Origin of the sequence: Aquitalea sp. ASV15 (genome assembly GCF_016429115.1) — a bacterium.
Taxonomy (GTDB): domain Bacteria; phylum Pseudomonadota; class Gammaproteobacteria; order Burkholderiales; family Chromobacteriaceae; genus Aquitalea; species Aquitalea magnusonii.
Genome location: NZ_JAELTZ010000056.1, coordinates 1 through 20,246 on the forward strand (window position 1 = coordinate 1; position 20,246 = coordinate 20,246).

The 20,246-nt window shown below is 63.1% G+C and carries 20 protein-coding genes; 6 read left to right on the top strand and 14 right to left on the bottom strand.

All coding sequences use genetic code 11. From position 1 onward, the window contains the following. From JHD64_RS18065 to recA, 13 genes are all read right to left on the bottom strand, one after another. Positions 1 to 364 (bottom strand): transglutaminase N-terminal domain-containing protein (locus tag JHD64_RS18065; protein ID WP_304506663.1); only part of this gene is annotated, 364 nt, incomplete at its 3' end. A 27-nt stretch (positions 365 to 391) separates the two neighbouring features. Continuing rightward, the gene (locus JHD64_RS18070) at positions 392 to 1,324 is read right to left on the bottom strand and encodes an alpha-E domain-containing protein (protein WP_199054778.1); all 933 of its coding nucleotides are present in this window, start codon (positions 1,322 to 1,324) and stop codon (positions 392 to 394) included. Next, positions 1,318 to 2,745, bottom strand: coding sequence for a circularly permuted type 2 ATP-grasp protein (locus tag JHD64_RS18075; RefSeq protein WP_370540981.1), 1,428 nt, complete (start codon positions 2,743 to 2,745; stop codon positions 1,318 to 1,320). The genes JHD64_RS18070 and JHD64_RS18075 overlap by 7 nt, the downstream gene beginning before the upstream one ends. Before the next feature lie 311 nt (positions 2,746 to 3,056). After that, positions 3,057 to 3,419: a roadblock/LC7 domain-containing protein gene (locus JHD64_RS18080; RefSeq protein WP_059284502.1), complete on the bottom strand. Its 363-nt coding sequence runs from the start codon at positions 3,417 to 3,419 to the stop codon at positions 3,057 to 3,059. A 49-nt stretch (positions 3,420 to 3,468) separates the two neighbouring features. After that, complete coding sequence (locus JHD64_RS18085; RefSeq protein WP_059284501.1) at positions 3,469 to 4,101, bottom strand: hypothetical protein; 633 nt, start codon at positions 4,099 to 4,101, stop codon at positions 3,469 to 3,471. A gap of 2 nt (positions 4,102 to 4,103) precedes the next feature. Then, positions 4,104 to 4,646: an ATP/GTP-binding protein gene (locus JHD64_RS18090; RefSeq protein WP_059284500.1), complete on the bottom strand. Its 543-nt coding sequence runs from the start codon at positions 4,644 to 4,646 to the stop codon at positions 4,104 to 4,106. 18 nt (positions 4,647 to 4,664) lie between these two features. Continuing rightward, positions 4,665 to 6,080: a hypothetical protein gene (locus tag JHD64_RS18095; RefSeq protein ID WP_199054782.1), complete on the bottom strand. Its 1,416-nt coding sequence runs from the start codon at positions 6,078 to 6,080 to the stop codon at positions 4,665 to 4,667. A gap of 11 nt (positions 6,081 to 6,091) precedes the next feature. Beyond that, a complete protein-coding gene (locus JHD64_RS18100; protein WP_199054783.1) occupies positions 6,092 to 7,564 on the bottom strand; it encodes a hypothetical protein in 1,473 nt (490 codons plus the stop codon). Between the two features lie 12 nt (positions 7,565 to 7,576). Beyond that, positions 7,577 to 8,344 carry an MBL fold metallo-hydrolase gene (locus tag JHD64_RS18105; RefSeq protein WP_110313250.1) on the bottom strand — a complete coding sequence of 256 codons (768 nt, stop codon included), beginning with the start codon at positions 8,342 to 8,344 and terminating at the stop codon, positions 7,577 to 7,579. A 336-nt stretch (positions 8,345 to 8,680) separates the two neighbouring features. Beyond that, positions 8,681 to 9,418, bottom strand: coding sequence for an ABC transporter substrate-binding protein (locus JHD64_RS18110; protein WP_199054784.1), 738 nt, complete (start codon positions 9,416 to 9,418; stop codon positions 8,681 to 8,683). A gap of 112 nt (positions 9,419 to 9,530) precedes the next feature. Further along, on the bottom strand, positions 9,531 to 12,161 hold the full coding sequence (gene alaS / locus JHD64_RS18115; protein ID WP_199054788.1) for an alanine--tRNA ligase: 2,631 nt from the start codon (positions 12,159 to 12,161) through the stop codon (positions 9,531 to 9,533). 112 nt (positions 12,162 to 12,273) lie between these two features. Beyond that, on the bottom strand, positions 12,274 to 12,735 hold the full coding sequence (gene recX, locus JHD64_RS18120; RefSeq protein WP_059286999.1) for a recombination regulator RecX: 462 nt from the start codon (positions 12,733 to 12,735) through the stop codon (positions 12,274 to 12,276). 17 nt (positions 12,736 to 12,752) lie between these two features. Next, positions 12,753 to 13,799 (bottom strand): recombinase RecA, encoded by a 1,047-nt coding sequence (recA, locus tag JHD64_RS18125; protein WP_199054785.1) that lies wholly within the window; start codon positions 13,797 to 13,799, stop codon positions 12,753 to 12,755. A gap of 160 nt (positions 13,800 to 13,959) precedes the next feature. Here recA and hrcA point away from each other — a divergent pair, with 160 nt between their 5' ends. The 6 genes from hrcA (at position 13,960) to recR (ending at position 19,577) form a co-directional block, all read left to right on the top strand. Further along, the gene (hrcA, locus tag JHD64_RS18130) at positions 13,960 to 14,976 is read left to right on the top strand and encodes a heat-inducible transcriptional repressor HrcA (RefSeq protein WP_059286996.1); all 1,017 of its coding nucleotides are present in this window, start codon (positions 13,960 to 13,962) and stop codon (positions 14,974 to 14,976) included. A 32-nt stretch (positions 14,977 to 15,008) separates the two neighbouring features. Beyond that, positions 15,009 to 16,058 carry a lytic murein transglycosylase B gene (gene mltB / locus JHD64_RS18135; RefSeq protein WP_059286997.1) on the top strand — a complete coding sequence of 350 codons (1,050 nt, stop codon included), beginning with the start codon at positions 15,009 to 15,011 and terminating at the stop codon, positions 16,056 to 16,058. A 75-nt stretch (positions 16,059 to 16,133) separates the two neighbouring features. Continuing rightward, on the top strand, positions 16,134 to 18,080 hold the full coding sequence (gene dnaX, locus JHD64_RS18140; RefSeq protein ID WP_199054786.1) for a DNA polymerase III subunit gamma/tau: 1,947 nt from the start codon (positions 16,134 to 16,136) through the stop codon (positions 18,078 to 18,080). 1 nt (position 18,081) lies between these two features. Further along, complete coding sequence (locus tag JHD64_RS18145; RefSeq protein ID WP_045846077.1) at positions 18,082 to 18,420, top strand: YbaB/EbfC family nucleoid-associated protein; 339 nt, start codon at positions 18,082 to 18,084, stop codon at positions 18,418 to 18,420. An 84-nt stretch (positions 18,421 to 18,504) separates the two neighbouring features. After that, positions 18,505 to 18,906 (top strand): GFA family protein, encoded by a 402-nt coding sequence (locus JHD64_RS18150; RefSeq protein WP_059287610.1) that lies wholly within the window; start codon positions 18,505 to 18,507, stop codon positions 18,904 to 18,906. A 41-nt stretch (positions 18,907 to 18,947) separates the two neighbouring features. Beyond that, a complete protein-coding gene (gene recR / locus JHD64_RS18155) occupies positions 18,948 to 19,577 on the top strand; it encodes a recombination mediator RecR (RefSeq protein ID WP_059287611.1) in 630 nt (209 codons plus the stop codon). 18 nt (positions 19,578 to 19,595) lie between these two features. Here recR and JHD64_RS18160 read toward each other — a convergent pair. Continuing rightward, positions 19,596 to 20,246, bottom strand: a 651-nt coding sequence (locus JHD64_RS18160) for a PLP-dependent aminotransferase family protein (RefSeq protein ID WP_199054787.1), incomplete at its 5' end; no start/stop codon positions are given.

The following is a 20,246-nucleotide window of genomic DNA, read 5'->3' on the forward strand; positions in this document are numbered from 1 at the left end:
GGCTGGGGGTGGGCTGGCGATAGCCGGCAGCAAACTGGCGCAGTGCTGCGTCCGGGGTGGTCAGCTCGGTCTGACGCAGGAAAAACAGCGGCGGCAGGGTGTCGCACACCGGTGCGGTATCTTCGGTTTCCACCGTGCCGCTGACCTTGATGCGGATTTCCTGGTGCGGGTAGTCCAGGGTGAGGACATGCAGGATGTTGCCGTAGCTGTCGGTACTGCGATGGGCCGATTCCGGCAATTCCAGCTGCCAGTCCAGAATGCGCAGGCCATTGCCGCCCTGCGGGGTCAGGCGCAGATACTGGGTGCTGTGACGCACCGGGCTGTCGTAGCGGTACAGCGTTTCATGACTGATGGCGAGTCTCATGACCATATCCTTTGGCAGTGCCTGCGATCAGGCGGTTTCCAGATAGCTGTGGTGAATCAGTTTGCCCAGCAGATTGATGTCGTCGATCAGGCTGTCCAGGGTTTGCTCCAGCCCATCGGCAAAGATGTCCTCGATGCTGCTGTAGGTGAGCCGCGCCTGGATTTCGCTGGCGCGGCGCCGTGCGGGCCGGCCGGCCTGGCCTTCGATGCGCGCCAGCACCTTGTTGATTTCGGCAAAGCAGGCACGCAGGCTGCGCGGCATGTCATGGCGCAGGATCAGCAGCTCGGCCACCCGCTCTGGCGTGACGCTGTCGCGGTAGATGTCGCGGTAGGCTTCAAAGCCGGACACCGAGCGCAGCAGTGCCGCCCACTGGTAGTAGTCGAGGATGTTTTCCGCTTCCGGCTCGTTGTCGCTGATCTGCTTGGTTTTCACATTGAGGATGCGCGCGGTGTTGTCGGCACGCTCCAGAAAGGTTCCCAGCCGGGAAAAATGGAAGGTGTCGTTGCGCAGCATGGTGCCGTAACCGGCACCGCGAAACAGGTGCGAGCGCTCGCGTACCCATTCCAGAAAGGTGGAGGCGCTGCGGGTATCCAGCCCGCGCCGTTGCCACTCGCGCATTTCCAGCCAGGTGCCGTTGACCTGTTCCCACATTTCCGAGGTGATCTTCACCCTTACCACATGGGCGTTTTCACGGGCGTTGCGCATGCAGTTGTAGATGCTGCCGGGGTTGTCGCCATCCAGCGCCAGATAGTGCAACACCGCTTGCGGGGTGGGGGTGTGGTGGCGCTGCAGAAAGTCGGCGGTGCTGCCGGTGACATCCAGCGGCACCAACAGGTCGTCCTGCGACGAAGCATGCAGCAAAGACATCTGCAGGCTGACATCCAGCAAGCGCGCGGTGTTTTCGGCGCGTTCCATATTGCGTGCCATCCAGTACAGGCACCCTGCCATTCGGCTCAGCATGTGATGTCCTCCTTGAGAATCCAGGTGTCTTTGGTGCCGCCGCCCTGCGACGAATTGACCACCAGCGAACCTTCGCGCAGGGCCACGCGGGTGAGGCCGCCAGCCACCAGCTGCACTTTCTTGCCGGACAGCACGAAGGGGCGCAGGTCGATATGGCGCGGTGCAATGCCGGCCTCGACAAAAGTGGGGCAGGTGGACAAGGACAAGGTGGGCTGGGCGATGAAATTGGCCGGGTCTTCCAGAATGCGCAGGCGATAGGCGTCGATTTCGGCCTGGGTGGCGGCCGGGCCGACCAGCATGCCGTAGCCGCCGGCACCGTGCACTTCCTTCACCACCAGTTCGGGCAGATGTTCCAGCACATAGGCCAGATCCTCCGGCTTGCGCAGCTGCCAGGTGGGCACATTGTGCAGGATGGGTTCCTCGCCCAGATAAAAGCGGATCATGTCCGGCACATAGGGGTAGATGGACTTGTCGTCCGCCACGCCGGTGCCCACGGCATTGCATACCGTGACGCGGCCTTCGCGGTATACCGACATCAGCCCCGGCACGCCCAGCATGGAGCCGGCATTGAAGGCCAGCGGGTCGAGATAGGCATCGTCCAGCCGGCGGTAGATCACATCCACCCGCTGCGGGCCGGAGGTGGTGCGCATGTAGACATGGCCGTTTTTCACGAACAGGTCCTGCCCCTCCACCAGTTCCACCCCCATCTGGCTGGCGAGGAAGGCGTGCTCGAAATAGGCGCTGTTGTACTGGCCGGGGGTGAGCACCACCACGGTGGGGTTGTCCACCTCGGCCGGTGCCACGGCGCGCAGGGTGTCCAGCAACATATTGGGGTAATGCTCGACCGGGGTGATGTCGTGGCTGGCAAACAGCTCGGGGAACAGCCGCATCATCATCTTGCGGTTTTCCAGCATGTAGCTGACGCCGGACGGGGTGCGCAGATTGTCTTCCAGCACGTAAAAGCCGCCATCGCTGTGACGGATGATGTCCACTCCGGCGATATGGGCGTACACCTGGCGTGGCAGGTCTATGCCCTGCATGGCCAGCTGGTAGCCGGCATTGGTGAGGATCTGCTCTGCCGGAATGATGCCGGCCTTGAGGATGTCCTGCTCGTGGTAGATGTCGTGCAGGAAGCGGTTGAGCGCGGTGACACGCTGGATGCAGCCGGCTTCCAGGGTTTTCCATTCGCCCGCGGAAATGATGCGGGGAATGGTATCGAAAGGAATCAGCCGTTCGGCCCCGCTTTCGTCGCCGTAGACGGCAAAGGTGATGCCGACGCGGCGGAACAGGGTGTCGGCCTCGGCCTGCTTGTTGCGCAGCCAGTCTGGCGTAGCCTGGTTCAGCCAGCTGGCAAAATGCTGGTAGGACGGTCGGACTTGCTGTCCGGCAGCCAGCATCTCGTCGTAGTGGGTGTGGTCCAGCGGTGTGATCTGGTGCATCGCGCATTCCCCCTTGGTGGCTTGTACTGAACACTACGCAATAAGCGTGCCTGTCAGCGTGGCCTGCCGCTGTTGCGCCAGATGGTTGAAATCAGGGGGTGCCGTGGCGCCTGCGCATGGTGTGATTGATTAGTTATTGCTTACGGCAGGCGTAATTGAAAGCCTGGGTATGGCAGGCTGCACCGTTTTGACGCCAGGGGGCCGGCGTGGTGCGTGTACAGGAGTGAGAATGGTGCAGATCCGGACAGTGGCGCCCATGCACGTCACTGTCCGGCTGGCTTGGCGGCCGGGGGCTAGAGGATTTCGGCAATATTGCGCGCGGCGCGCTTGGCATCGAGGAAAATCAGCCCCAGCTTGGCTTCGCGGCGGGCAATCACCGTGAGCACGGCATCGCGGCCGGCATAGCTCATCAGGATGTAGCCGTTGTCACCCTTTACCATCACCTGTTCCAGTTCGCCGCGGGCCAGTTCCTTGGCGGTGCGTTCACCCAGTGACAGCATGGCGGCAGCCATGGCGCCCACCCGGTCTTCGTCCACATCCTGCGGCAGCAGGGCGGCCATGGTCAGGCCGTCGGATGAAATGATGGCCGACGCTTCGATATCGGCTGATGCGCCGTTGAGGTCACTCAGGATGGACTTGAGCATCTGTTCACGCATGGTTTTCTCCAGTGGGTATTCTTGGCCCGCGCGGCGGGCTGCTTCTTGTTCAAGCGTAACGACGACTGAGTAGCTCGATCAGCGTCACGAAATGTTCGTCTTGCAGGCGAGGGGTGCCACCGATCACCAGCACGAAGGATTGCTGCCCGACATGCAGCGGGTAAAACGCCAGCTCGCTGTGGCCGGCCGGATTGCTGATGGCCCAGGCCAGGTTGCTGATATTGAGATTGTTTTTCAGCAGCAGGGCGTGGCGGCGGCTCAGCGAAATGATGTCGCCGGCCAGCGCGGCGATTTCCTCGGCCGATTCGTGGTGAAAGCCGGCAGTGGCGTAATACAGGCCGTTGTCGTCGGCCAGCAGGGCGCGGCCGTTGCCGGACAGCGCCGCCAGCAGCGTGGGCAGCTGGCTTTCCAGATTGATGGCCAGTGGCGGGCGCGGCTGTTCGGTGCCGTGCACGAACTCCAGCCGCTGCAGCCGGTACAGTGTTTCCAGTCCCTTGCCCAGGTCGTTGCCGCTCCATTCTTCCAGCAGGGCCTCGGTCAGCGGTACGGAGTGGCCCAGCCGCAGGATCTGTGTCAGCAGTACGCGCGCGGCGTCCTGCTCCGGGCTGGACACGGCATAGTAGGCACCGGCGGGGCTGGCGATGGGGTAGAGCGTGTCCTTGAGCGAAAGGTGGTCGGACATGATCAGCTTTCCAGCCCGGGGTCGATGGAGAACAGCAAGGCCAGTACCAGCTTTTTCACGTCCTCGCGCGAGCGGGCATCGATTTCGAAAATGGGTGGGCGCATGTCGAATTTTTCCAGCAGCGCGGCATAGGTTTCAATGCTGGGGGTGGCGCGCAGATCGGTCTTGGTGACGCCGATCACCAGCGGTGCCGCCTTGAGCATGTCGCGAAAGGCATTGAGGAAAAACTGCAAATCCTTTACCGGATTGCTGCGGGTATTGTCCAGCAGCAGGATCAGGCCGATGCCGCCCTGGCTGAGGATGTCCCACATGAAGTCGAAGCGTTCCTGTCCCGGCGTGCCGTACAAATGCACCTTGGTGGCCTCGTCCAGCATCAGCACACCGTAGTCCAGTGCCACCGTGGTGGTGTCCTTGCGGTTCAGCGTCATGTCGGAGGCGCGGGCATCGGTGGTCACCGGCGCGATATCGCTGATGGCGCCGATGGCCGTGGTTTTGCCGGCGCCAACCGGGCCGGCGAAGATGATCTTGTTATCGTAAGCGCGCATGGGGTTCCGTATTCCTGGTTACAGGCCAATGACCTTTTTCAGCAGGCGCGACAGCAATCTGCCGCCGCCCTGCACCGGTTTGGCCGGGCTGCTGGCCGGGGCGGGGCTGCTGTCTTGCGGCCGACCGGGGGCTGCCACGGTTTCTGCTTTGCTGGCGGGACGTACCGGTTCGGAGGAAATGACCGACAGCTGCGGGCTGCGGCTGGGCAGGTCGAGAATGCCGATGCCGTAGGCTGCTGCCAGATAATTGAACAGATCTGCCGGCGGCACTTTGAGCAGGCGGGTGATCAGCTTCAGGTTGACTGGGGTACGGGTCAGAAAAGCGGTGATGCGCATGGCCTCCGGAATGGGCGGCAGCCGGGTCAGGTTGGGCCAGTAACGCAGCCGCAGCGGAGTGTCGGCGGCGATGCCGCGCATCAGCCGGCCGCGGCAGGTCCAGATGGCCAGCTGCCAGGCCAGGGTTTGCGGCCGGATTTCCTGCTGCACGGCGCTGACCGGGCTATTGCCATAGGGCTGCTGGTCCACTTCGTGGCTGGGGACGCTGCACAGCGGCTGCAGGGTTTCCAGCGGCTGCAGCAGCAGCGCCTTGTCCTGTGCCGGCAGCAAGACCAGTACCGGCACTTCGCGCACCCGGACCACGGCGGCCGTGCGCTGGCGCAGCAGGCGCGCCACCAGGCCGAACAGGCCGGCGCTGGGGTCGAAGCGTTCGACGCTGATCCTGCCTCCGGCGCTGGCCGCTGCGCCTTGTGCGGCGGGCAGCATGCTGCGTACCACCGTGGCCGCGGCGGCGGGGGCGCCAGGCACGGCTTCCGCGACGGGTTCCGGCAGGTCCATCAGCTGTGGCAGATCGGACGGGGCCGGGTCTTGCTGGTGTTGCTGGGCGGCCGTGGCGGCACGGTGCGCCTGTTGTGACTGGGTAATCACCTGGTCCAGCGTTGGCGCCACGCTGGCCACATAGGCGGCAGCTGCGCTGTGGTCGCCGGCAGCACTGGCCGCACTGGCCGGCAGCGTCACGGTGGCTGGCATGGTGACGGTGGCGGACGGCTGCGGCATGGTCGTGCCGAGCCGGATGGCGGGGGCGCGCTCATTGGCCAGCAGTTCGCGCATTTGCGGGAACAGGGTTTCGATGCGCACCGGCTTGCGCAGTACCGCGGCCGGCGCTTCGCCGGCCTGCGGCGGGGTGGTGGTGACGATCAGGGCCGGCAGATCGGGGTGGCTGGCACGGAAGTCATGCCAGGCATTCCAGCCGTCCACGCTGTCGACATCGACAATGGCCAGGTCCGGCACATGGCCGGGGGCTTCGTCCAGCAACTGGTACAGCTGGTGCGAGTGGTGCATGCGGAAGGCCATGCGGAACACCGACAGCTTGCGCGGGTCCATGCCCACCGGCATGACGGTGATGAGCTGTTGTTGGGGTGCGTTGCTGAGCATCATGATCCGGTTTCTCAGGCCGCAAGCCGGTGCTGGTTGAGGCGTTGTTGCATGGTCTGGACAAAGCGGCCGAGCATGCCGGTGATCTCCTCCGGCGGTGTCGCCAGCCGGTCGCGTATCTGCCGGGCCAGCCAGGTGAAGCGGGCCAGGTCGCCCAGGTGTTCGTACAGTTTCAATAGCGGCGGATACAGCTGGGCCTCGGCCGGGCTGGCGAGAATGGCCAGTTCCAGGGTCTGGATGGCCATGTCGATCTGGCCGAATTCGATGAACTGCTCGGCTTCGCTCAGGGCATTGTCCAGCGGGGTGCTGCTGGATGGCGCGTGATTCGCCGTCACCAGCGTTTGCCACTGTGGCGGGGGGCTGGCTGGCGGGATGTAGGCAAAGCGGCGGCCCAGTTCTTCCAGTGCCAGCCGGTCGGGCTGTGCTTCCAGTGCCAGCAGCAGCGGGTGCTGCCCCAGCTGGCAGCCCAGCTGTAGCAGCTGCTGCTTCAGCTGATGGCCGAAATTGCCCACGCTGACATGAAACTGCCACAGGTAGCGGCAGTACAGTGGCAGATTGCGTGTCATATAGCAGGCGCGCAGGGTGTCGATCAGCCGCGACAGGGCGGCGTCCGGTGCGTTGGCCAGCTGCTGCAGGGCGGGCAGGGCAGCGGCTGGCTGGTGGCAGGCCAGCAGGATGCGTGCCTGGCGTTCTGCCGGCAGCAAGCTGGTCAGCAGCGTGATTTCGCGCTGGCTTAGCGGGGCCAGTTCGGCCTCGCCTTCCAGCAGCGGGACCCGTGGCAGCTGGCTGGCCTGCTGCACGGCTTCCTCGGCGCTGATGGCCGGCTGGCCGGGGGCTTGCATCACGGTGCGCAGCAGCAGCGCTTCATTGCTGGTGGCCGGCAGCGGATCACCCAGTTGCCGGTTGACCTCCTCGATGCCCAGCCCCAGCCGGCTTTCGGCCAGTACGCGCAGCGCCAGGTTTTGCGGGTCTTGCTGCAGGCCGGCGAATACCGCCTCGCTCAGTTGCTGGCGATCCAACAGGCTGCGTTCATGCAGGCGCTCCAGCATGTCGCTGTAGTCGTCTATCCAGTGCAGTTGCAGATAGAGTTCGGCCAGGCGGCGGATATGGGCCGGTGCATTGCTTGACGGGCCATCGACATAGGTGCGCAGGGCGAGGGCGGCCTGTTCCAGATAGCCGAACTCGAGAAAGACCTCGATTTCTGCCAGCGTATCCAGATCGTCCACCTCGTAGGACAGTGTCTGGTCTTCGCTGTCTTCCGCTTCGGCAGGGGCCGTGGCGGCAGGCTGCGGCGGGCTGGCCGGGCGTGGCGGCTGGCGGATGACGGCTTCGGGCAGCAGCACCGGCTGGCGCGGCACGCTGCTGCCGGGCTGGCGACGCAGCAGGGTGCGCAGCATCATGCCGATGAGCAGCAGCAACACGGCCACGGCGGCCAGCGCCTCGGGCGAGGCGCTCAGCTGATCAAGCAGGGGGGCGTAACGGTCCATGCGCGCCGCCGCTCAGTCCAGGGTGAAGTCGGCGGCGGTGATCAGGTCCGTGCCACACTCCAGGGTTTCAAACCAGTCGAGGAAGCGTTTGACCATGTCCTTGCCTTTGAACGAGCCGCCATGCTGCGGCACGATCCATTCCACATCCAGCTGGCGCACCATCTGCACCCACAGCCGGCAGGCCTTGTTATTGGTCATGTAGCGCTTGTGAAAGCCCAGCATGTGGCTGTCCACCAGGTGGGCATCGAAGTCGCTGACCGGCTTGCCGGCCTCATGGCCGTCCATCAGCGAGGCGCCGATGTCGCCGGAAAACAGGATCTTGCTGATCGGGTCGTATACCTGGAAAAAGCCCACGGTATGCAGATAGTGTGCCGGTACCACCTTGAGGGTGGATGCACCCAGGGTGACATTCATGCCGCGTGGCGGAATGGGAATCAGCCGGCCTTCGGTCACGCCGCGGATGCAGAAGTGCGGCAGGAAGCGCACCCATTCCTGGGCGATGATGATCTGGGCATCGGTGATCAGCAGCCAGCCATTGGCCGAGGCGATGATGTCCGGGTCCTGGTGCGAGGCGAAAATATAGCGGGTGTGCGAGGGCAGGAAGTAATCGGCCAGTTCGGCGATCAGGTGCTTGTAGGTGAGGTTGCCACCGGGGTCCAGCAACATGCCGTCACCCTGGTCGATGATGGCGAACTGATTGGACTGGATGCCTTCACCCTGAACCAGTTCGGTAAAGGCGACGCATTTGTGATTGCCATCATCGTAAAGCACCAGAGCCATGGCTGTTCCTTGCGTGAAAATTGCCGTCAGAGCGCAAGTCGGTCGGGCAATTCTGCTGACGCGGGCTGACCCGGCCAGGGCCTGTTGTCAGCCGTCATCAATACTTGTGAGAAGGTGTTTATTATTTTCGTTTCGATATAAATCGTTTTGATATGAGTCAAGGATGGCAGAAATGCGGCCTGAATATTTGAATGGAATATAAGTTTTGCGAGCAAGAAGAAATCTGCATTGAATATCAGAGGCTTCGGGCAAGGCGGCTCACCGCGCCTGTTGCGTGGCTTTGCCAGTGGCATGTATGGCAATGGCAGCTTGCCAGAAGGGCAGCTGCGCGTTTGGCTAGCGTGCTTTCAGTTGGCGCATGCTATCGGTGATGGCCCGGACGACGGCCGGGTCGGTTTGCGGATTGGCTGCCAGGTAGAGCTCTTCGCCTTGCGGCATGCTGAGCGCCGGCTGGAACTGCTCATCCGGTATCTTCAAGCGCGCCAGCTGGCTATGCAGTTGCTCGGGATCGGCAATCAGCAGTTGCGCGGCACCGCTCAGCAGCAGTCGCGGGCATTCCTGCGGGCTGTTGGTGGTGAGGAACTGGCTGTTTTGCACGAAGCCGGCCTTGATCAGGAATTCTTCCTGCACATCGTGATTGCCGACACAGACCTTGCAGCAGCTTTTCACCTGTTCCAGCGACTGCGGGGCCACCGTGGTTTCGCTGCTCAGCCGGTAGAACACCCGCTGCATGTGCCCAAGTGGCCCCAGCCAGACAAACTGCTTTTCGCGCGTGCTGGTGCGGGCGATGGAGTAGATCAGCGTGTTGGGACGGGTGGCGGCAATGCGATAAGCCCTGGCCCAGGGCAGGACCTGGATATCGGCCTTCAGCCCGGCGCGCGCCAGAATGTCCTTGACCAGCTGGGTATTGCGCCCGGCCACATTGCCCTGGCTGTCGATGGTGCTGAGCCAGGACGAGTTTTCAGTGACCACCAGCAGTTTGCCGTCAGCCAAGGCTATTCCGGGCAGGCAGTTACACAGCACCAGCAGCAGGGTGTGGCAGAGCCAGGCAAGGGTAGAGCGGCAACTTGTCATGTTCAGGCTCTCCGGTGATCACTTATTCATTCAGTAACAAATTATAAACGCTGAAAATGACAAAAGCCGCAGGGTAGGCCCCTGCGGCTTTGTCCTTGCGGGCTGCGGCGGTTTACAGCTTGCCTTCCAGCCAGGACGGCAGGCTGGCCAGTGCTGCGGCCAGGTTTTCCGGCTGGGTACCGCCGGCCTGGGCCATGTCCGGACGGCCACCACCCTTGCCACCCACCTGCAGGGCAACCTGATTCACCAGTTCACCAGCCTTGACCTTGCCGGTCAGGTCCTTGGAAACGCGGGCAATCAGGCTGACCTTGCCATCGACTACGCAGGACAGCAGCGCCAGGCCGCTTGCCAGCTTGTCCATCACCTTGTCGCTCATGTCGCGCAGGGTGGCGGCATCGATATCCTCGATCGTGCAGATCAGGCAGGCCACACCCTTGATGCTTTGCTGGCTGGCCAGCAGCTGGTCGAGCTGACCCAGCGCCAGTTGGCCTTTCAGCTGCTGTGCCTGTTTCTGCGCGGCCTTCAGTTCGGCCTGCAGCTTTTCCAGCTTGGACAGCAGTTCGCCCGGCTGGGCCTGGGCGATGGCGGCGGCGGCTTTCAGTTCGCCATCCTGTGCCTGTACCAGTGCCACGGCAGCTTCGCCGGTGACGGCCTCGATACGGCGCACGCCAGCAGCCACGCCGGTTTCGGCGATGATCTTGAACAGGCCGATGTCACCGGTGCGCTTGACGTGGGTACCGCCACACAGTTCGGTGGAGAAGTCGCCCATCTTCAGCACGCGCACGGTGTCGCCGTACTTTTCGCCAAACAGCGCAATGGCGCCGGCCTTGATGGCGTCGTCGTAGGACATGTGGCCCACGCTGACTTCCACGTTGTGGATGACCACGCGGTTGACCACGCGCTCGATCTCGGCCAGTTGCTCGGCGGAAACCGGTTCGTTGTGGGCAAAGTCGAAGCGGGCACGTTCCGGGTTCACCAGCGAACCCTTCTGCGCCACGTGTTCACCCAGTACATGGCGCAGCGCGGCATGCAGCAGGTGGGTGGCGGAGTGGTTGCGCGCGGTGGCGGCACGCTGGTGCAGGTCGATGGTGGCAGTCACGCTGTCGCCCACCTGCAGGCTGCCACGGGCCAGACGGCCTTTGTGACCGAATACGGCGGCTTGTACTTTCTGGGTGTCGGCCACGTCGAACAGCGCAGCCACGCCGCCCTGGGCGGAGATTTCACCCACATCGCCTACCTGACCGCCGCCTTCGGCGTAGAAGGCGGTATTGTCCAGCACCACGATGCCTTCGTCGCCGGCTGCCAGCTGTTGTACGGCCTCATTGCCCTTGTACAGCGCCAGCACCTTGGCCTCCACGCTGGTGGATTCATAGCCGTTGAACACGGTGTCGGCACCGCTGTAGTCGACATTGCTGGCCATCTTGAAGGACGAGGCGGCACGGGCGCGCTCGCGCTGGGCTTCCATCGCCTTGTCAAAACCGGCCTGGTCCACTTCCACTTCGCGTTCGCGGCAGATGTCGGCAGTCAGGTCCAGCGGGAAGCCGAAGGTGTCGTACAGCTTGAAGGCGGTTTCGCCATCCAGCACCTTGCTGTTGGCCGCCAGGGCGGTTTCCAGCAGCGCCATGCCCTTGTCCAGGGTTTCGGCAAAGCGCAGTTCTTCCTGACGCAGGGTGTCTTCGATTTCGGCCTGCTTCTGACGCAGTTCCGGATAGGCCTGGCCCATTTCCTCGGCCAGGTCAGCCACCAGTTTGTGGAAGAACAGACCCTTCTGGCCCAGCTTGTAACCGTGGCGGATGGCGCGGCGGATGATGCGACGCAGCACATAGCCACGGCCGTCGTTGGACGGGATCACGCCATCGGCAATCAGGAAGGAGCAGGCGCGGATATGGTCGGCAATCACCTTGAGCGACGGCACGTCCATGCTGAAGGGTACGCCGGTTTCACGCGCAGCGGCTTTCAGCAGGTTCTGGAACAGGTCGATCTCGTAGTTGGCGTGGACGTGTTGCAGCACGGCCGAGATGCGCTCCAGGCCCATGCCGGTGTCCACCGACGGCTTGGGCAGCGGATGCATGGTGCCGGACTCGTCGCGGTTGAACTGCATGAACACGTTGTTCCAGATTTCGATGAAGCGGTCGCCGTCTTCTTCCGGGCTTCCCGGCGGGCCGCCCCAGATATGGTCGCCGTGATCGTAGAAGATTTCGGTACACGGGCCGCAGGGGCCGGTGTCGCCCATTTGCCAGAAGTTGTCCGAGGCGTAGGGCGCGCCCTTGTTGTCGCCGATGCGGACAATCTTGTCCGCCGGAACGCCGATTTCCTTGTTCCAGATGTCAAAGGCTTCGTCGTCGGTGGCGTATACCGTCACCATCAGCTTGTCCTTGGGCAGGGCCAGCCATTGTTCGCCGGTAAGGAATTCCCAGGCGAAGTGGATGGCATCACGCTTGAAGTAGTCGCCAAAGCTGAAGTTGCCCAGCATTTCGAAGAAGGTATGGTGACGCGCGGTGTAGCCGACGTTTTCCAGGTCGTTGTGCTTGCCGCCGGCGCGTACACATTTCTGGCTGGTGGTGGCGCGGGTATAGGGGCGCTTGTCAAAGCCGAGGAACACGTCCTTGAACTGGTTCATGCCGGCATTGGTGAACAGCAGGGTGGGGTCTTCCCACGGTACCAGCGAACTGGAAGCTACTACCTGGTGGCCTTTGGAGGCGAAGAAATCCAGGAATTTCTGGCGAATTTCGGAGGTTTTCATGTCGTTTTCGTCGAGATTGAATTCGTTGGCATCGGCGTGGGGGCTGATGCTGAGCATGCTGGATTGTGTCAAGCCGCAACCGGGCTGGCAAGGGCTACGGCTCCGGCCACGCTCAGTCTGCGCTGTCCGGCGGGAAATCGTCATCCATGGCGCTGCCGGCCATCACCTGGCGGATGATGTCCATGCCAAAGCCGCGCGCGGCCAGAAAACGCATCTGGCGGGCTCTTTCCTGCGGCGTGTCGGCCACGCTGCCAAACTTTCTTTGCCACTGGCTGCGGGCCAGACTCAGGTCGTCGCGATCTTCCAGCACCTGGGCGATGTCTTCCTTGCCCACGCCACGCTGACGCATTTCCTGTTGCAGGCGGCGGCTGCCGTATTTCTGGCCCTTGATGTCGGCAAACTGCTGGGCAAAGCGGCTATCGGACTGCCAGTTGCGCTCGGCCAGTTCGTCCAGCAGGGTGGCCAGCTGTTCCGGGCTTTCGGCAAACGGCGCGAGCCGCCGCTCCAGTTCCCGCCGGGTGTATTCCCGGCGGGACAGGAGATCGACGGCTCGCGCCTTCAGGCTTTTTTCCATCGGCAAGCCGGTGCGTTTCACGCGTCCAGCATGTCGTCGGCCAGTTCCTCGTCGTTCTCGGTAATTTCTACCTTGATGCCGACGGCGTCACGGATCTTGGCTTCGATTTCCTGGGCAACTGCCGGATTGGCTTTCAGCCATTCGCGGGTATTGTCCTTGCCCTGGCCGATTTTCTGGCCGTTGTAGGCATACCAGGCACCGGACTTGTCGATAAAGCCATGCTTGACGCCCAGTTCGATGATTTCGCCTTCGCGGCTGATGCCTTCACCGTACAGGATGTCGAAATCAGCCTGGCGGAAGGGCGGCGATACCTTGTTCTTCACTACCTTGACGCGGGTTTCGTTGCCGATGACTTCGTCACCCTTCTTGATGCCGCCGACGCGGCGGATATCCAGGCGCACCGAGGCGTAGAACTTCAGGGCATTACCACCGGTAGTGGTTTCCGGGTTGCCGAACATCACGCCGATCTTCATGCGGATCTGGTTGATGAAGATCACCAGGGTGTTGGTGCGCTTGATGTTGGCGGTCAGCTTGCGCAGCGCCTGGCTCATCAGGCGGGCTTGCAGGCCCACGTGGCTGTCGCCCATTTCGCCTTCGATTTCCGCCTTGGGTACCAGGGCAGCCACCGAGTCGATCACGATCACGTCCACGCCGCTGGAGCGCACCAGCATGTCGCAGATTTCCAGCGCCTGCTCGCCGGTGTCCGGCTGGGAAATCAGCAGGTCTTCCACCTTGACGCCCAGTTTTTGCGCGTAGATGGGGTCCAGTGCGTTTTCCGCATCGATATAGGCGCAGGTGCCGCCCAGCTTCTGTGCTTCGGCCACGGCCTGCAGACACAGCGTGGTTTTACCGGAAGATTCCGGGCCGTAGATTTCCACGACACGGCCACGCGGCAGACCGCCGATACCCAGCGCCAGGTCCAGGCCCAGCGAACCGGTGGACACCACCTGCAGGTTTTCATTGATCTGGTTGTCGCTCATCCGCATGATCGACCCCTTGCCGAACTGCTTTTCGATCTGGGCAAGGGCAGCCGCCAATGCGCGGCTCTTGTCTTCTGACGCCATGCTGTCTCCAATTGCGTGTAGTGGGACCAATAGATGGGGGATTATCGCACAAAGCCAAGAGCCGACAAATGCGAATGGCCGCTTGAAATGATGTCAACACGCGCAACATGATATTGAGGGAGAGGCTGGCCGGAATCGTCTGGTCAGGTAAAATGAGAGCATGATGAACGAGCGCGCACAACGTCTGCTGAAAACGCTGATCGAACGCTACATCGCCGATGGTCAGCCGGTGGGATCGAAAACCCTGTCCATGCTGTCCGGCATGGAGCTGTCATCCGCGTCCATCCGCAACATTCTGGCCGACCTGGAGGGCATGGGGCTGATTGCCTCGCCGCATACCTCGGCCGGGCGTGTGCCCACGGCCAAGGGCTATCGCCTGTTTGTCGATCACCTGCTGACCATCCAGCCGCTGGAAGAGCTGGCCATGCGCGAGCTGGAAAGCAGCTTGCAGCCGGACAGCCCGCAACGCATTGCCCAGGCGGCCTCCACCTTGCTGTCCGATCTCACCCACTTTGCCGGCGTGGTGGTGACGCCGCAGCGCTCCGACGTGGCCTTCCGCCAGATCGAATTCCTGCGCCTGTCCGAGCGGCGCATCCTGATGATTCTGGTGACGCTGGATGGCGATGTGCAGAACCACCTGCTGACCACCGAGCGCGACTACAGCCCCAGCGAACTGATCGAAGCCGGCAATTTCATCAGCCAGCATTACGCCGGCCAGGGCCTCAGCGCCATTGCCAGCCTGGTGGCCAGCGAGCTGCGCGAATTGCAGGGCAATATCACCGAGCTGATGACCGCCGCCGTGCGCTTTGGCCAGAACTCGCTGGGCAGCCCCAGTGATGCGGTGGTGATTGCCGGCGGCATGAATCTGCTGAATGTGCGCGACCTGTCGGAAGACCTGTCGCGCCTGCGCGAGCTGTTTGCCACTTTCGAGCGCAAGACCGAACTGTTGAAACTGCTTAACCAGGGCCAGGATGCCCAGGGCGTGAACATTTTCATTGGCGAAGAGTCTGGTGTGATGACGCTGGACGAGTGTTCGGTGGTGACGGCGCCTTATCGCATCAACGGCCTGGTGGTGGGTACACTGGGTGTGGTCGGCCCCACCCGCATGGCCTACGAGCGGGTGATCCCCATTGTGGACATCACCGCCAGACTGGTGTCCAGTGCGCTCTCCTACTAAGCCGCCACGACGGCACCTAACGGAAACCCCTGATGAAACGATTGTTGATGGCTGCCGCCCTTGCCGGCGGCGTGATGTCCTCCCTGGCGCAAGCCGATGCCGCCTTTCTGGCCCGCCCCGATGTACAGCGCTATATCGACGAGCAGGTAGCCAGCGGCGTGTTCAATCGCCCGGAGCTGGAAGCGGTGTTTGCCAATGTGGAAATCAAGCCCAATATCATCGCCATTCTCGACAAGCCGTCCACTGCCCGGCCGTGGTATCAGTTCCGCTCCAGCTTTTATAACGAGCGCCTGCTGAAGAACGGCGTGGCCTTCTGGCAGCAGCATGCCGCCACCTTGCAGCGCGCCGAGCAGGTGTACGGCGTGCCGCCGGAAATGGTGGTGGCCATCCTGGGCATCGAAACCAATTATGGCCGCAATACCGGCAGCTTCCGTCTGGCCGACGCGCTGTCCACCATCGCCTTCAACTACCCGCGCCGCGCCGAGTACTTCCGCGGCGAGCTGACCGAATTCCTCAAGCTGGCCAAGGAAGAGCGCATCGACCCGCTGTCGCTGAAAGGCTCTTACGCCGGCGCCATGGGCCTGCCGCAATTCATGCCGTCCAGCTTCCGCAAATGGGCGGTGGATTTTGACGGCAGCGGCCATCGCGACATCTGGAACAATGTCGACGATGCCATCGGCAGCGTGGCGCATTACTTCCAGCTGCAAGGCTGGCGCCATGGTGACGACGTGATCGTGCCGGCAGCCGTGCAACCCGGCGTGGATGTCAGTGCGCTGGTGGCCGACAAGTTCAATCTGCACCTGACGGTGGGCGAACTGAAAGCCCGTGGCGTGTTGCCGCAGGCCCAGGTAGCCGACCATGTGCAGGCAGTGCTGGTGCCGCTGGAAACCGCGCCGGGGGTCACCGAATACTGGCTGGGTCTGAATAATTTCTACGTCATCACCCGCTATAACAAGAGCACCCTGTATGCCAAGGTGGCACAGGAACTGGCCGATGAATTGCGTTTGCGCTACCTGAACACCCAGGCGCTGCAAGCAGCCCAGCCGGCTGCCACGCCAGCAGAGCCCACCCCGGCCCCGTAAGGCCGGGCCAGCCGGCAGGCGGCTCCAGCCAAAAGGAGTCGCCTTGCCGGCCAATTGCCATTAAAATCCGCCCCCATGAGCTATCAAGTCCTTGCCCGCAAGTGGCGCCCCAAACGCTTTGCCGATCTGGTCGGTCAGGAGCATGTGGTGCGCGCCCTCTCCAATGCCCTGAAAGAAGAGCGGCTGCACCATGCCTATCTGCTGACCGGCACCCGTGGGGTGGGCAAGACCACCATCGCACGCATTCTGGCCAAGAGCCTCAACTGCGAAACCGGCACCACGGCCGAGCCTTGCGGCGAGTGTTCCGCCTGCCGCCAGATTGACGCAGGGCGCTTTGTCGACCTGCTGGAAATCGACGCCGCCTCCAATACCGGCATCGACAATATCCGCGAGGTGCTGGAAAACGCCCAGTACGCGCCCACTTCCGGCCGCTTCAAGGTCTACATCATCGACGAAGTGCACATGCTGTCCAAGAGTGCCTTCAACGCCATGCTGAAGACGCTGGAAGAGCCGCCGGCCCACGTCAAGTTCATCCTGGCCACCACCGACCCGCAAAAAGTGCCGGTGACCGTGCTGTCGCGCTGCCTGCAGTTTTCCCTGCGCAACATGACGCCGCAGCAGGTGGCCGGCCATCTGGCCCATGTGCTGGAAGTGGAGCAGCAAAGCTTCGAACCGGCCGCGCTGGCCCTGCTCGGTCGTGCCGCCGCCGGCTCCATGCGCGATGCCTTGTCGCTGCTGGATCAGGCCATTGCCTATGGCATGGGCGAGGTCAGGGAAGACGGCGTGCGCGCCATGCTGGGTGCGGTGGATCGCCGTTATCTGTTCGTACTGCTGGAGGCGCTGGCGGCTGGTGATGGCCCGCGCCTGATGGCCGAGGCCGAACAACTGGCGCAGCGTGGCATCGGCTTTGACAGTGTATTGGCCGAAATGGCCGTCTTGCTGCAGCAACTGGCCATGGCGCAGACCGTGCCCACGGCTATTGCCGACGACGAGCCGGAACGCGAAGCCCTGTTTGCGCTGGCCAGCCTGATCGCGCCGCAAGATGTGCAGCTGTACTACCAGATCGCCATTCATGGCCGTAAAGACCTGGCACTGGCACCGGATGAACATGCCGGCTTCAATATGACCCTGCTGCGCATGCTGGCCTTCCATCCGGCCCAGGCCCAGCCAGACAGCGTGGCCGCACCACGCAGCAATACTGCTGCGGCGGCCACCCGGCCAGCGCCAGTGGCCATGCCGGCGCAATCCGATGCCGGGGCGGATGGTTCGGCTGCCGCACGCGCCTTGCTGGCCGGCCTGGGGAATCGCAAGCCAGCCAGCCGACCCGCTGCGCAAGAGCCTGCCGCGGCGGCTGACGCCGAACCCGAACCTGCCCCTGCGCCACCGCAGCCTGTCACGCCTGCGCTATCTGCTGTTCCTGTCGCGTCAGCCGAGCCAGTGGTGACTGCGCCAGCCCCGGCTGCCATTGCACAGGCCGCCCCGCTTGCCGCCGCCGATGACGAGGAGGGCGACGACGAGGATGAGGCCGAGCTCGACAACACGGCACCATGGGACGAGACCGAGGCCGAAGAAAGCATGCCGGCCTATGCCATGGCCGAAGAATCTGCCGTGGCGGAGGCGTCGCCTTATCAGTTTGATGGCGACTGGGGGGCGCTGGTCACCCTGCTGGGTACCCGGCTGGGCGCCGCGCGCATGCTGGCACACAATGCCGTGCTCAAGGGCTGGAGCCAGTCGCGGCTGGAACTGGCGGTGCCGGACAGCTTCCGCCACATGGCTACCCGCGATTATCAGGAAAAACTCAAGGCTGCGCTGACCGAGCAATTCGGTCAGCCAGTCGAACTGGTGGTGACGATAGAGGAACTGGGGCTGGAAACACCGGCCATGCAGGGCGCCCGTCATCGTCAGGAACAACTGGCCCAGGCCCGACTATGCCTGGAAAACGATCCGGTGATTCAGCAGCTGGTGCGCGATATGGGCGCCACGCTGATGACGGAAACGATTCAACCTTTGCAGGAGTTGTGACATGTTCGGTAAAAACGGTATCGCTGGTCTGATGAAGCAAGCCCAGCAAATGCAGGAAAACATGAAAAAGGCCCAGGAAGAACTGGCCACGGTGGAAGTGGAAGGCCAATCCGGTGCCGGCCTGGTGAAAATCGTCATGACCTGCGCCCACGACGTGAAGCGTGTGTCCATCGACGACAGCCTGCTGGACGATGCCAAGGAAGACAAGGAAATGCTGGAAGACCTGATCGCTGCCGCCGTCAACGACGCGGTGCGCAAGGTGGAAGCCACTTCCCAGGAAAAGATGTCCGGTTTCACCAATGGCCTGAACCTGCCGGCCGGCATGAAGCTGCCCTTCTGATCCTGTCTGCATGAGCTGGCGCACCACGGCCCGCTGGTGAGCCATGGCGGGGCGGCATGGCTCCGCCGCCAACAGGGAGTTGCCATGGAACAGGTATTGCACGGTCATTGTCTGTGTGGCGCGGTACAGTACCAGTGCCAGGGCCATCCTCTTGGCGTGTCTTACTGCTATTGCAAGACCTGCCAGCTGGCAGCCGGCGCGCCGGTTTATCTGGGGGCGCTGTTTGCCCGCCATGCCGTCAGCTGGCAAGGCCGCACCACGGCCTATCGCTCCTCGCCACTGGGGCTGCGGCATTTCTGCCCGGTCTGTGGCAGCACCCTGTTTTATGAATGCACCGATGGCAGCCAGCGGCTGGAAATTACCGTCGCCACGCTGGAGCAGCCGGAACGGCTGCCGCCCGATTGCCACGAGTGGACCGACAGCGCCATCCCCTGGTTTCACCTGGACGATGCCCTGCCGCGTTATCCGCAGGGCGGGCCGGACTGAAGCCTGCCGGTCTCCCCTTATCCTTTGCTGCCTGCTTGCCCATGAAAAACCCACCCGCGCTCGACCAGCTGATTGCCGCCCTCAAGGTATTGCCCGGTGTCGGTCCCAAGACCGCCCAGCGCATGGCCTTCCATTTGCTGCAACGGGACAAGACCGGCGCTGACAAGCTGGCCCGCGCGCTGGACCGGGCCTTGACCAGGCTGACCCATTGCGAACGCTGCAATACCTTTAGTGAAACCCCGCTGTGCAGCATCTGTGCCGATCCGGAACGGCGGCCGGATCAGCTGTGCGTGGTGGAAATGCCGGCCGACCTGATGACGCTGGAGCAGGCCAAATGCTATCAGGGCCTGTATTTCGTGTTGATGGGCCGTATTTCGCCGCTGGACAATATCGGCCCCAAGGAAGTGAACCTGGACAAGCTGATGGTGCGGGCGCTGGACGAGGTGGTGGAGGAGGTGGTGATTGCCACCAACTTTACCGCCGAAGGTGAAGTCACCGCGCACATGATTGCCGAGCTGCTCAAGGGCCGTGGCCCCAAGGTGTCGCGCATTGCGCGTGGCATGCCGGTGGGCGGCGAGCTGGAATATGTCGACCTGAGCACGCTGGCGCAGGCGGTGTACGAACGCAAAGCGCTGACCGCCCAGTCCGACCCGTCCACGCCGCCGGGCTGAGCATTACGGCAGGCCCTGTCACTCCATGGCTTGCCGCAGCAGGGCCCCTAACAGGGCAACCCCCTCGCGCTGGTGCAGCGGGTCGAAAAAGCTGAAGTTCAGTCGCAGGGCATTGGCCGGGCCATGGTGCGGATGGAACAGCGTGGACGGCGCGTAGTGAATGCCCTGTTCGATGGCCAGCGGCAACAGCGCGGCACAATCCAGCCCCTCCGGCAGGATCACCCACTGAAAATAGCCACCCTCCGGCTGCAATAAGCGGCTGCCCGCCGGAAAACTCTCTTGTATCTGTTGCTGCATGGCATCGCGCCGCTGGCGCAGGCTGGCGCGCAGCCTTGTCAGCATGTCGCCGTGCTGGCCGGAAGCCAGCAGCCGCGCCAGCGCCATCTGGCTGGGTAGTGGCGTGCCGAGCGAGCTGCACAGTTTCAGCCCGCGCACGGTATTGCTCAGCCGCCCGGCGGCGATCCAGCCCACCCGGTAGCCGGGAGCCAGCGATTTGCTGAAGGACGCGCAATGCAGCACCGTGCCGCTGCGATCATGCGCCTTGAGCGGGCTGGCCCCCTGCTTGCCAAAATACAGCTCGCGGTAGGTGTCATCCTCGATGATGCACACGCGGTGGCGCTCGGCCAGCGCCACCAGCGCGCGTTTTTGCGCTTCCGGCATGATCAGGCC